The following is a 12411-nucleotide window of genomic DNA, read 5'->3' as shown; positions in this document are numbered from 1 at the left end:
GTCAGGCTTCGATGGCCGTGGGAACGAAGGGATGCACCTGCTTCCAGTGCCGCGCAATATCGATGCGTCGGCAAATCCATACGCGCTCGTGACCTTGCACGTAGTCCAGAAAACGCTTGAGCGAGCCGATGCGGCCGGGCTTGCCGAGCACGCGGCAATGCATGCCGATGCTCATCATCTTCGGTGCTTCCTCGCCTTCGGCATAGAGCGCATCGAAGCTGTCTTTCAGGTAGTTGAAGAAGTGGTCGCCGGTGTTGAAGCCTTGCGCTTGCACGAAGCGCATGTCGTTGCAATCGAGCGAGTAAGGCACGACGAGATGCGGCACCACGCTGCCATCGGTTTTGGTCACCTGCGCATAGAACGGCAGATCGTCTCCGTAGTAGTCGCTGTCGTACTCGTAGCTGCCCTGGTCGACGACAAGACGGCGCGTGTTGGGGCTGTCGCGGCCGGTGTACCAGCCGACCGGCCATTGCCCGCCCGTCATGTCGCGGATCACCTGGGTTCCGATGTCGATGTGACGCTTCTCTGTGGCGATCGGCAGGTTCTGGTAATGAATCCAGCGCAGTCCGTGGTTGGCGATTTCGTAGCCGTTCTTCATGAAGGTGTCGAGCAACTCGGGGTAGCGCTGCAGCGCCATGCCGACGCCGAATACCGTCAGCGGCAGGCCACGCGATTCGAACTCGCGCAGGATGCGCCAGACACCGGCGCGCGAGCCGTACTCGTACATCGACTCCATCGTCATGTGGCGGTTTTCGTAGGCTTGCGCGGTGACGAGTTCCGACAGAAATGTTTCCGAGGTCGGGTCGCCGTGCAGCGGATTGTTCTCGCCGCCTTCTTCGTAGTTCAAAACGAATTGCAGCGCGATCTTCGCCTGGCCGGGCCATTGCGCGTGCGGCGGGTTGCGGCCATAGCCGACCATGTCGCGCGGATAGATCTCGGGCGGGCGGTCTGGTTCGTTGTCCTGGCGTTTGTCTTGCCGTTTGTCTTGCCGTTTGTCTTGGGTGGGGGTCATGCGTGGCTCCGGTGGCGGGGTCTCAGGACAGCGCCAGGGTGATGTCGTGGGTCGGAACTTTCCGGTCGAAAACGAGATGGGCCTCGACGTGTTCCAGGTGCTCTGCCATGAGGCGTACGGCACGCTCTTCGTCCTTGGCGGCGAGCGCTTTCACGATGTCGGCATGCTCGTCGTTGGAATGCTCGGCAGCGCTGGTGGTCTGGTACATCAGCGTAATGAGGGCGCAGCGCGAGATCAGTTCGCCCAGCATTTGCGCCAGCACCTTGTTGCCCATGAGCTCGGCCATGCGCACATGAAAGTCGCCGAGCAGCTCGGTGCGACCGGAGACGTCTTCACCCGCCACCGCGGCTTTTTCAAGTGCGACATGCTCGCGCAGGGCCTTGATCTTGGCAGGCGTCACGGTCTGCACGAACTCGCGCGTCATCGCGGTTTCCAGCATGCGACGCACCGCGAACACCTGGCGAGCCTCGTCGACGGCCGGCGCCGCGACGAACGCGCCGCGTGCCGGCTCCAGGCGGATCAGCCGATTTTGCGAAAGCTGGAACAAAGCCTGCCTCACCAGGGTGCGAGAGACGCCGAAGTGGTCGGCCAGTTTTTGTTCGGCGAGCTTGCTGCCGGGCTGCAGACGGTGCTCCACTATGGCTTTGGTAAGCGCATCGACAATGGCGCGAGTGCTCGACAGGGTGGCGGGGGCAGCGTCCATGTTTTTGATGATAGACCCAAAGTCAGTAACTGTATACACTTTTGTCCACCGAATGAAGCGACACAAATGAAGGGGCACTTATGGGCTTGAGCACACACGTACTGGACACGATGCATGGCGGCCCTGCTGCCGGCATGTCCGTCGCGCTGTACACCACCGAGGGCGACACCGCCACGCTGGTGCGGCGCTTCACCCTCAATGCCGATGGCCGCAGCGATGGCCCGCTTTACGACAACGACACCATCAAGGTCGGCACCTACCGGCTGGTGTTTGACGTGGCGGGCTACTTCAAGACGCTCGGGGTGAAGTTGCCCGAGCCCAACTTCCTGAACCGCGTGTCGCTCGACTTCGGCGTGGCGCACACCGACCAGCACTACCACGTGCCGTTGCTGGTCAGCCCCTGGGCCTACTCGACCTACCGCGGTTCCTGATCGATGACGCCGATGCGCCTGTGGCGTCTAGAGCTGTCCTTCGGTGAGCGTGTCGAGCTGGAAATGGCCGCCGCGATCCCACAGCCAGGTGTCGGTCCAGGTGACCTTGCCGATGCGCGTGGCCGCCGGAAAAGGCGAAGCCTCCAGCACCGTGCGTTCGATCTCGGCGATCACCTCGGGCGCATGGTTCGGCGCGCGCATCCAGTGCATCGAGAGCACCTTGCCGTTGGTGTCGAGGTTGACCTGCAGCGTGCCGACCGCATAGAGCATCGGCGGCATCTTGCCGTCGTAGATGCGGTCCTTGTTGCCGTCGTAGATGTGGCGTGCGGCGTCCTTGCGATAGTCGCGCGGTGTCGCAGCGACGGAAGGGCGGGGGATCTTTCCTGCCGTGTTGTCCGCGGCGGCGCGACTCAGCTGGCCCGGCACCGGCGAAGTGATGGGCGCGGTCGGGCTGGTGCTGCCGCAGCCGGCAAGCCAGATGGCTCCGACGAGGGCAGTTGCGAACCCAAGATTGCGGGACATCGCCCGACGCAAAAGAGTGGGCAGGCCGGATGGCAAGAAGGACGGCAAGAGAGACTGAAAGTTCATCGGCAGATTTATACCGTGAGCGGGATGACAGGCGCTGACGACGGTTCGACCATTGGCAACCGGAGGTTTCCGTTTTGATCGGCGCCGTCGACGAACTGCTGGCGCGCCTCGCGCACGAAAACGCGGTGTTGGTGCGCGTGACATCGACGCAAGGTTCGGCCCCTCGCGAGGCCGGCACCTGGATGGCGGTGTGGGCGAATGGCCTCACCGGCACCATCGGCGGTGGGCAACTCGAGTTCCAGGCGACCGAAGAAGCGCGCGCCGTGCTGGCCGGCGCGCCGCCCATCGACGGCGTGCGCCGCTACCCGCTCGGTCCGAGCCTGGGCCAATGCTGTGGCGGCGTCATGTTCCTGTCGTACCAGGCGATCGGCGCACGCGATGCGCCAGCGCTCAAGCGGGAATTGGTCGCGCACCTGCCGCCGGTCGCGCTGTTCGGCGGCGGCCATGTCGGCGCCGCGCTCGGGCGGCTGCTCGCGACGCTGCCGTTTTCAGTGCGCTGGATCGACAGCCGCGATGGCGTGTTCCCCGCGGCGCTGCCGGCGCAGATCGACGCCGAGCATTCGGAGCCGGTGCAGGACGCCGTGGCCCAACTCGCGCCCCAGTCGCGCGTGCTCATCATGAGCTTCAGCCATGCCGAAGACCTCGACATCCTCATCGCCTGCCTCAAGCGCCTGAGGGCGCGCGACGACCTGCCGTACATCGGCCTGATCGGCAGCAAGACGAAGTGGGCGACCTTCCGGCACCGACTTGAAGCACGTGGTTTCACCGAAGCCGAGATGAGCCGCGTCACCTGCCCGATCGGTACGCCCGGCATTCACGGCAAGGAGCCGGAGGTCATTGCGGTCGCGGTGGCGGCACAGTTGTTGCAATTCATGGGCTGACCCTCTCGGACGCTCGAAGACGGTTCAAAAAACAGCCCAAAGGCACCTTAAAAGTGTATACACTTCGGTTTACAACAAGCCGCAGCGGAGCGAGTTCCCCTCAAGGAACGGCGTTCGCGGCACTTTCTCTGCTTACAGTGCCCGCGGTGGTGAGCAGGCCAGAACCATTCCGGGGTTGAGCGCAAATGGAAAGTTATTACCTCGACTGGGCCAACCTGCTGCTGCGTTGGGCCCACGTCATCACCGCCATTGCATGGATCGGTGCTTCGTTCTACTTCGTGATGCTGGACAACAGCCTCGAAAAGCCGCAAGACAAGGAATCGCTCGACAAGGGCGTCGGCGGCGAGCAATGGGCGGTGCACGGCGGCGGCTTCTACAACATGCAGAAGTACGGCCTGGCGCCCAAGGTGCTACCGGACCATCTGCACTGGTCGTATTGGGAGAGCTATTCGACGTGGCTTACCGGCTTTGCGCTCTTCACCATGTCGTACCTCTGGAATGCCAGCACGTACCTCATCGACAAGAGCAAGATGGACTGGCAACCCGGTGCCGCCATCGGTGTCGCGCTGGCGTTCTTCGTCGTGTTCTGGATGGTCTACGACAGCATCTGCCAGTTGTTCGGCAAGGGCAAGCACGGCGACACGGTCGTCGGCTTGCTGATCGCGCTTTTCATCGCTTTTGCTACCTGGCTGGCATGCCATTGGTTCGCGGGCCGAGCGGCCTTTTTGCTGGTCGGCGCCATGATGGCCACGACCATGAGCGGCAACGTGTTCTTCTGGATCATTCCCGGCCAGCGCAAGAACGTGCAGGCGCTGCGCGAGGGTCGGCCGGTCGACCCCACGCACGGCGTGCGCGGCAAACAGCGCAGCGTGCACAACACCTACTTCACGCTGCCGGTGCTGTTCGCGATGCTGAGCAACCACTACAGCTTCACCTACACCCACAAATACAACTGGATCGTGCTGCTGCTCATCATGCTGGGCGGCGCGGCCATTCGACAGTTCTTCGTGGTGCGACACCGTTTCAAGTTGGGCAATGCCCGCAACCCGATCGCGTATGCGATGGTCGGCATCTTGGTGCTCGGGCTGACGATCGTCTGGATGAAGCCCGAACCCACTCCTGCGCCGCCGCCCGGCGCGGTGGTGCAGGCTGTCAGCTTCGGTGACGTGCAGAAGGTGCTCGAACAGCGCTGCTACATGTGCCACGGCGCCGCGATGCAGATGAAGAACGTCCGGCTCGACTCACCCGATCAGGTGGCCCTGCACGCGCAGGCGGTGTACCAGCAGGCAGTGGTGACCAAGATCATGCCGATGAACAACGCGACCGGCATCACCGATGCGGAGCGGGCGCTGATCGGGCGCTGGTTCGAGGCGGGGGCCAAAACCCAGTAAGGCCTGGCCCGGCGAGTCCCGGTCGGATCGAGCAGCGCAGCAGCGCGGTAATGCGGTAGCGCGGTAATGCGGTAGCGCAGCCGCCAGAGACGGTCCGCGCCCCTCGTGGCTTCAGGCAAACAGTGCTGCGTACTGTTCCCGCAGCAGCTTCTTCTGCACCTTGCCCATGGCATTGCGTGGCAATTCGCCGACGACGAAGCACTGCTTCGGTATCTTGAAGTTGGCCAGCTTCGACTTCAACTCGGCCAGGATCTTTTGCGGATCGGGCGCCGTGCCCGGCTTGGCAATCACCAGTGCCACACCCACTTCGCCGAAGTCCTTGTGGGGCACGCCGACCACGGCGCTTTCGGCCACGCCGGGCATCTCGTTGATGCTGCCCTCGATCTCGGCCGGATACACGTTGTAGCCGCCGCTGATGATCAAATCCTTGCTGCGGCCGACGATGGTGACGTAGCCACGCGCATCCACCACGCCGACGTCGCCGGTCTTGAAGAATCCGTCGTCGGTGAATTCCTCTTGGGTCTTCTCGGGCATGCGCCAGTAGCCGGCGAAGACGTTCGGGCCCTGGACCTCGATGCCGCCGATCTCTCCCGCCGGCAGCGACTCGTGACCCTCGCCGCGTACCCGCAGCGACACACCGGGCAAGGGGAAGCCGACCGTGCCGCCGCGCCGCTCATCGCCGTGCGGTTCTTCATACGGGTTGGACGTCAGCATGGCGGTCTCGCTCATGCCGTAGCGCTCCAGGATCGTTTGGCCGGTGCGTTCTTTCCACTCGTTGAAGGTCTCGATCAGCAGCGGCGCCGAACCGGCGACGAAGAGCCGCATGTTTCTGCAGGCCTCGCGCGTCAGGCCGGGCTCGGCCAACAGGCGCACATACAACGTCGGAACGCCCATGAAGACCGTCGCTTCGGGCAGCTTGCTGACCACCCGCTTGGGGTCGAACTTCGCCAGCCAGATCATCTTGCTGCCGTTGATCAGCGCGCCATGCAATGCCACGAAAAGCCCATGGACGTGAAAGATCGGCAGCGCGTGAATCAGCACGTCGCCGGGCTTCCAGCCCCAGTATTTTTTCAGCACCCGCGCATTGCTCAGCAGGTTGCCGTGCGACAGCATCGCGCCCTTGCTGCGGCCGGTGGTGCCGCTGGTGTAGAGGATCGCGGCCAGGTCATCGGTCTTCTTGACTGCGACCTGGTGCCGGTCGCTGCAGTGCGCGGCGCGCTCCAGCCAGGTGCCGCTGCGGTCGTCACCCAGCGTGAAGACGTGCGGCACACCGGCCTCGGCGGCGAGCTCGCCGACCCAGCCGACATTCTGCGGGCTGCACACCACGACACTCGGCTCGGCATTGCCGATGAAATACGCCATTTCTCCGCGCTGGTAGGCCGTGTTCAGCGGCAGGAAGACATAGCCGGCGCGCAGCGTCGCCAGGTAGAGCAATGCCGCTTCAACGGATTTTTCGACCTGTACTGCAACGCGTGCGCCCTTCGGCAGCTTGAGCGACGCCAGCAGGTTGGCCATCATCGCGGTGGCCCGTTCGATGTCCTGCCACGTGTAGTTCAGCGGGTGCTCGGTCTCGATGGCAACGCCGGCAAGGTCAGCTGGAAATGCCGCGCGCAAGGCTGAAAAAATATTGTCGTTTTGCATGGCTCGAATCATTGGGAAGGCAATCAGGACTTGGCTGCGATGGCACCCATCACGGCATCCGGTAGCGCGGTGGCGATGCCGGGGAACACGCAGATCAGCACCACCGCCAGCAGCATCAACAGCACGAACGGCAGCACGCCCCAGATGATTTCGTTAAGGGGAATATCGGGCGCGATGTTCTTGATGACAAAGATGTTTAAGCCCACCGGCGGATGAATCAGCCCGGTCTCCATCACGATGGTCATCAGCACGCCGAACCAGATCAGGTCGAAGCCGGCAGCTTTCAGCGGCGGCAGAATGATCGGCGCCGTCATCAGGATGATGCTGACAGGCGGCAAAAAGAAACCCAGCAAGATCACCATCACCAGGACGGTGGCCAGCAGCACCCAGCGCGACAGGTGCATGCCGACCACCCACTCGGCCGTCGACTGGCTGATGTGCAGGTAGCTCATCACGTAAGAGAACAGCAGCGACATGCCGATGATCAGCATCAGCATCGACGACTCCTTGAGCGTGGCGGTGAGGATCGGTGCCACGTCGCGCGGCCGCCAGACGCCGTAGATCACGGCGATCAGCAGCAGCGCCAGCACAGCCCCCAGCCCGGCTGTCTCGCTCGGCGTGGCGAAGCCGCCGTACAGGGCGACCATCACGCCGATCAGCAGCAGCACGAAAGGGACGACACGCGGCAGCATCTCGAACTTCTGCCGCGTGCTGAAGGTCTCGTGCTCCAGCAGCGCCGACGCCGTGCCCGAGCGCGTGTACTCGGCCTCGGCCAGACGGTATTCCTTGCGATAACGCAGCACCGCATAGATCGCGAACAACGACACCAGCAACACCCCTGGAAAGATGCCCGCCAGGAACAGTCGGCCCAGCGATTGTTCGGCCGCCACGGCGTAGAGAATCATCGTCACCGAAGGCGGCAAGAGGATGCCCAGCGTGCCGCCCGCAGCGATGATGCCGGCGGCAAAGCCGGGCGAATAACCGCGCCGGCGCATTTCCGGAATGCCCGCGCTGCCGATGGCCGAGCAGGTCGCCGGGCTGGAGCCGGCCATCGCTGCGAACAGCGCACAGGCGAACACGTTGGCAATGCCCAGACCGCCGGGGATGCGGCCCATCCAGACATGCATCGCGGCATACAGGTCCTGGCCCGCGCGCGATCTGCCGATGGCGGCGCCTTTCAGAATGAACAGCGGAATCGACAGCAGCGTGACGCTGGCCATTTCTTCATAGACGTTTTGCGTGACCGTGTTGAGGGCCGACGCAGGCATGAACAGGTACATGAACAGCACGGCGACGCTGCCCAGCGCGAAAGAAATCGGCGCGCCCGAGAACATGAACAGCAGCGTCATGCCGCCGAAAAACAGCCCTATGGCGAGCATGCTCATGACACCGCTCCGCCCGCCGGCTGGGTCAGTGCGTTGAGGCGGGCACTGAACTGCACCAGCAGTTGCAGGCCGAGCAGGGTCATGCCCACGGCCATGATGCCGTAGGGAATCGTCAACGGCGGCGCCCACGACGAGGACGTGGTCTGTTGCTCGACCCACGCCTCATGAAACAGCGCCCATGACTTCCAGGCGAAAAACGTACAGAACAGCAGGCTCATCAAATCGACCAGCATCAGGCGCCACTTGTCGAGGGATTGGGGCAGCCAGCCGGCCACGGCTTCGATGCCGATATGGCCACGCAGCGACTGCACGTAGGCCGCGCACAGAAAGGTGGCCGCGACGAGGCAGAACACCGCCGCCTCGTCCTGCCAGTCGGTCGAGGCCTGCATGACATAGCGCGAGACCACGCTGTAGGTCAGCACCAGCGCGGCCAGCAACAGGGTCACCATGCCCAGCATGACCATCGCCCGATTGACCCACAGCAGCGCGCGAGCCAACGGTTGCAACGCACGCGGCGTGAACGGATCGATCTGAACAGCGACACGTGGCAATGCCGTGCCGTCGACGGCAGGCGGAATGAACTCGTGGCTCATGCCAGTTTCTGGGCTGCCTTGAGCAGCGCCGCGCAGGACTCGTTTCTGTCGCTGAAATCCTTCCAGGCGGTGGCGCGAGCGATGGTCTGCCATTTCTTCAGCGTGGCTTCGTCCATGTCGACCACCGCCGCGCCGGCCTTGGCGTAGACATCGGCCGCGATCTTGTCGTCGGCACGGGCCGCGTCGCGTCCGAAGATTTCCATTTCGGCGCCGACCGCCATCACCACATCCTGCTGCGCCTTGGGCAGCTTGCCGAACACCTCTTTCGAAATCATCAGTGGCTCCAGCATGAACCAGTAGGTTTTGTCGCGGCCCGAGGTCAGGTGCTTGGCGATCTCTTCGAGCTTGAACGAGATGAAGCTGGTGCTCGACGTCATGGCCGCGTCCATCGCGCCGGTCTGCATCGACGCGTAGATTTCATTGGAGGGCAAGGTAATGACCGCGGCGCCGGCTTGCTTCAGCATCATGTCCATCTCGCGGCTGCCGCCGCGCACCTTCAGGCCCTTGGCGTCGTCGGGCGTGAGCAGTGCGCGGGTGCGACTGGCGACGCCGCCGGCTTGCCAGACCCAACTGACGATGAGGATGCCCTTGTCGTCCAGCACCTTTGCCAGCAGCTTGCCGACCTCGGCGGTCTTCCACGCGGCCGCCTGCTCGTAGCTCGGCACAAGCGCCGGCATCAGACCGATGTTGGTCTCGGCCACCTCGCCACCGGCGTACGACAGCGGAACCAGGCTCATGTCGAGTGCGCCCTTGCGCATGGAAGAGAACTGGGCGTTGGTCTTCATCAGCGACGAGCCGGCATAGACCGATGACTTCAATGCACCGTTGGTCCGCTTCTCGACTTCAGCCGCAAAGCGGCGACAGAGCCGGTCGCGAAAGTCGCCCTCCGTCAAGGTGCCACCCGGAAACTGGTGCGAGATTTTCAGGCTGCTGCCGCCCGCCTGTGCAAACGAGTTGCCAGCCATTGAACCCAGTGCCGTAGCACCAGCGGTATTCAGAAAGTCGCGTCGTGTGAAAGTCATGTTTGTCTCCTGTCTTACTGTGAAATAAACCAAGCGCGCGTCACATATACAAACCTTCGACCTCGCTGGAAGCCGGGATTTGACCCTGAGCGAGCATGGCGCGGTGCTTGTCCAGGCGTTTCAGGTCGTAGAGGTAATTCACCATCAGTCCGTACGACTGCTTCATGCCTTTGACCGACGGATCGCCGGCCCAGTTCAGGCGTTCGACGCGTGCGCCGTTGCCCAGGTGGAACCGGGCCACTGCGTCCAGCGGCTTGCCATCGAGCATCGCGCGACCGAGGTATTCGGCGGCACACCGCAGCAGCATCTGGCGCACCGGAGAACGAGCGTCCAGTGCCGGCGCAGCGTCAGCGGCGGCCAGGAAGTGATTCGCCAGCGGCGGCTCGAAACCCACAGCGCGGCCGAGTGTCGCCCGTGTTTTTACATCCAGCTTGTCGATCATGGCGCCGGCATTTTTGGCCAGCCAGCTGCGAAAACCGGGAATTGGCGACAGCGTGGCGAACGCCTTCAGCTTGGGGAATTCTTCCTTCAGCGTCTCCGCCACCCGCTTGATCAGCGAGTCGCCAAAACTCACGCCGCGCAAGCCTGCCTGCGTGTTGCTGATCGAATAAAAAATAGCGGTGGTGGCCTTGCTCAGATCGGTGGTGTCGGCCGACTCGTCCAGCAGCGGCGTGATGCTGTCGGTCATGCGGTCGACCAATGCTACTTCGACAAAAATCAGCGGATCGTCCGGCAGGCGCGGATGAAAAAAGCCGTAGCAGCGGCGGTCCGAGTCGAGCCGGTTCTTGACGTCGGCCCAGCTCTTGATGTCGTGCACCGCCTCGTAGCGGATCAGCTTTTCGATCAGCGATGCCGGCGAGTCCCAGCTGATACGGCGCAGCTCCAGAAAGCCCACGTCGAACCAGGTCGAGAACATGTATTCCATCTCGACATCCAGCGCCTGCAGCCGCTTGTCGGACTTGAGGTGCGGCAACAGGTCGGCGCGCAGGTCGACCAGAAAACGGATGCCTTCCGGAAACACGCTGAAGCGCTGCAGCAGACGCCGGCGCGGTGACACGGTGGCACGGCGATAGCGCACTTCTGCGACAGCCTCGTCGGGCGTGCCGACTGCACGGGCGAACTGCGCCTGGGCCAGCTGCGTTTTCTGCGAGTCGGCGACGAACTGCTCGCTCATCAGCAGCCACATGTCGCGTCGCTCGTCCTGCGTGGCGCCGGCGTACCAGCCGGCCACGCCGTGAGCGCGGCGTCCGCCTTCGACTTCGCTGACTTGCGGATCGACGATGGCCTTCAACTCCTGCAGCGTGCGGCGCAACACGCGCGGCGACAGCGCCTCTTCTTTCTGTCGCAAGGTAGCCGCCAGGCGTTCACGCGTACTGCGGGCCGGAGCCGGTGCCGGCATCGCCGCATCTGCAGCGGCCGTCGGCGTTTTCGCTGTCTTCTTGTCACCGCCAAGGCGCGACACGTTGCGGTTGAGCCAGTCCGCTGCGGTCACGATGCAAACCTCGATCGTTGGCTGCGGGCCAGCTCACGCAGCGCGTCGCGTTGCCGCGTCAGGTGGGTTCGCATGGCGGCATCCGCACCTTCGCTGTCGCGGCTTTTAAGCGCTGCGAACACCGTCATGTGCTCCGACAAACTCTGCGCCATCCGGCCCGGTGCGCCCAATGATTGAAGCCGCGACAGCTTGAGGATCTTGCGCAGATCGGCGATGGCTTGCGCCAGCCAGCGGTTGTCTGCCAAAGCGATGATCGCCTCGTGGATGGCGAAGTTGGTCGCGTAGTAGTCCTGTATGCGGCCGGCCTGCGCATGCTCGCTCAGCCGCTCGTGCAGCACAGCGAGGTCGACCAGATCGGCATCGCTGGCATTGCGGGCCGCCTCGTAAGCGCAGCGCCCTTCCAGCAGCGCGATGACCGGGAATATCTCGTCGAGGTCCTGCTCGGTGACTTCACTGACGAAGCAGCCGCGACGCGGTTCATGGCGCAGCAGGCCTTCCGAGGTCAGCACCTTCAAGGCCTCGCGCAGGGGCGTACGCGAAATGTTCAGCCGTTCACAGAGTGCGACTTCATCGAGAAAGCTGCCGGGCGCTAGCGCGCCGGCAAAGATCTGCTCGCGCAAGGTGCTGGCAACTTCTTCGTGAAGGGAGCTCTGGACGAGACGCATGGCGGGTGGGACTCCGGTGTAGTGCGGCCGAGACATTGAGGCTGCACACGGAGGAACGGTAGCAGGTTGGTTGGCACGCCGGTCTCGGTAATTACCCATAATTACGAGTAATTATTAGAGCGGACTTGCGCTCGCTTTGTGGGTGTCACGTTGTTTTGGCGGCGGCAGGTCTCTCGGGGCACACCCTCGTTTGAAGCTGATTGCTTATTCGGGTAGGTCTCTGCCCGCGCGGCCATAGGCGCGCAGCAATGCAGGCCACAGCGATTTTCTTTTTGGCTTGTCGGGGCTCATCGCCTCATCCATCAGTTTCTCAAGATGACCTATGGCTGCTTTCCCTCCAAGGTCACCCAATGCCTCGATAGCACCACTTGCGATGAGCAGGTCTGGGCCATCCGCATGGGCTCTGAGGTGCACCGCCAACTCCGTTTTGGTCGTCGCGTTCAACATCTTCATTCGTACTCCGTAATTTATCTACCCGACTCCACATTTGCATCATTCTTCATTGCTGTGTGGATCAGTCCGGCCAAGCTGACGTCGCGTTTGCGAGCCCCTGCCCGCCGAGCGGCACGGGTTGCCTTTGAGCAGTCTGAAACCAACAACCCATGAA

The 12411-nt window shown here is 63.2% G+C and carries 13 protein-coding genes; 3 read left to right on the top strand and 10 right to left on the bottom strand.

The genetic code is table 11. The annotated features are described in order from the left end of the window. Position 1: 1 nt before the first annotated feature. Both puuE and QN413_RS04195 read right to left on the bottom strand, forming a co-directional pair. Positions 2-919 carry an allantoinase PuuE gene (puuE, locus tag QN413_RS04200; protein WP_323495553.1) on the bottom strand — a complete coding sequence of 306 codons (918 nt, stop codon included), beginning with the start codon at positions 917-919 and terminating at the stop codon, positions 2-4. A gap of 115 nt (positions 920-1034) precedes the next feature. Further along, entirely contained in the window at positions 1035-1715 is a 681-nt protein-coding gene (locus QN413_RS04195) for a GntR family transcriptional regulator (RefSeq protein WP_416352132.1), read from the bottom strand. An 80-nt stretch (positions 1716-1795) separates the two neighbouring features. On the opposite strand from QN413_RS04195, the gene uraH reads away from it, so the two are divergent. Beyond that, the gene (gene uraH / locus QN413_RS04190) at positions 1796-2146 is read left to right on the top strand and encodes a hydroxyisourate hydrolase (RefSeq protein ID WP_323495393.1); all 351 of its coding nucleotides are present in this window, start codon (positions 1796-1798) and stop codon (positions 2144-2146) included. A 27-nt stretch (positions 2147-2173) separates the two neighbouring features. Here the strand turns inward: uraH and QN413_RS04185 are convergent, their stop codons facing one another. Next, on the bottom strand, positions 2174-2668 hold the full coding sequence (locus QN413_RS04185) for a hypothetical protein (protein ID WP_323495551.1): 495 nt from the start codon (positions 2666-2668) through the stop codon (positions 2174-2176). Between the two features lie 140 nt (positions 2669-2808). Between QN413_RS04185 and xdhC the strand changes: the two genes are divergently transcribed. Next, positions 2809-3615, top strand: coding sequence for a xanthine dehydrogenase accessory protein XdhC (gene xdhC / locus QN413_RS04180; protein WP_323495392.1), 807 nt, complete (start codon positions 2809-2811; stop codon positions 3613-3615). Between the two features lie 185 nt (positions 3616-3800). Beyond that, positions 3801-5006 carry a urate hydroxylase PuuD gene (locus QN413_RS04175; RefSeq protein ID WP_323495391.1) on the top strand — a complete coding sequence of 402 codons (1206 nt, stop codon included), beginning with the start codon at positions 3801-3803 and terminating at the stop codon, positions 5004-5006. A 111-nt stretch (positions 5007-5117) separates the two neighbouring features. On the opposite strand, the gene QN413_RS04170 is transcribed toward QN413_RS04175, so the two are convergent. The 7 genes from QN413_RS04170 to QN413_RS04140 all read right to left on the bottom strand — a co-directional run bounded on the left by QN413_RS04170 (position 5118) and on the right by QN413_RS04140 (position 12257). Beyond that, positions 5118-6647, bottom strand: a complete 1530-nt coding sequence (locus QN413_RS04170) for a malonyl-CoA synthase (protein ID WP_323495389.1) — start codon at positions 6645-6647, stop codon at positions 5118-5120. A gap of 23 nt (positions 6648-6670) precedes the next feature. Further along, positions 6671-8032: a TRAP transporter large permease gene (locus QN413_RS04165; RefSeq protein ID WP_323495388.1), complete on the bottom strand. Its 1362-nt coding sequence runs from the start codon at positions 8030-8032 to the stop codon at positions 6671-6673. Next, positions 8029-8625 (bottom strand): TRAP transporter small permease, encoded by a 597-nt coding sequence (locus QN413_RS04160; RefSeq protein ID WP_416352131.1) that lies wholly within the window; start codon positions 8623-8625, stop codon positions 8029-8031. The genes QN413_RS04165 and QN413_RS04160 overlap by 4 nt, the downstream gene beginning before the upstream one ends. Further along, entirely contained in the window at positions 8622-9647 is a 1026-nt protein-coding gene (gene dctP / locus QN413_RS04155) for a TRAP transporter substrate-binding protein DctP (RefSeq protein WP_416352130.1), read from the bottom strand. Before dctP ends, QN413_RS04160 begins: the two co-directional genes overlap by 4 nt. Positions 9648-9687: 40 nt before the next feature. Then, positions 9688-11139 carry a malonyl-CoA decarboxylase gene (locus QN413_RS04150; RefSeq protein ID WP_323495387.1) on the bottom strand — a complete coding sequence of 484 codons (1452 nt, stop codon included), beginning with the start codon at positions 11137-11139 and terminating at the stop codon, positions 9688-9690. After that, positions 11136-11804 carry a GntR family transcriptional regulator gene (locus QN413_RS04145; protein ID WP_323495386.1) on the bottom strand — a complete coding sequence of 223 codons (669 nt, stop codon included), beginning with the start codon at positions 11802-11804 and terminating at the stop codon, positions 11136-11138. The genes QN413_RS04150 and QN413_RS04145 overlap by 4 nt, the downstream gene beginning before the upstream one ends. Before the next feature lie 204 nt (positions 11805-12008). Beyond that, entirely contained in the window at positions 12009-12257 is a 249-nt protein-coding gene (locus tag QN413_RS04140) for a hypothetical protein (RefSeq protein WP_323495385.1), read from the bottom strand. Between the last annotated feature and the right edge of the window lie 154 nt (positions 12258-12411).

The organism is Variovorax sp. LG9.2 (genome assembly GCF_035018885.1).
Lineage (GTDB): Bacteria > Pseudomonadota > Gammaproteobacteria > Burkholderiales > Burkholderiaceae_C > Variovorax.
Note: the sequence above shows the minus strand (reverse complement) of the source record. Positions and strands in the feature narration are given on the sequence as shown.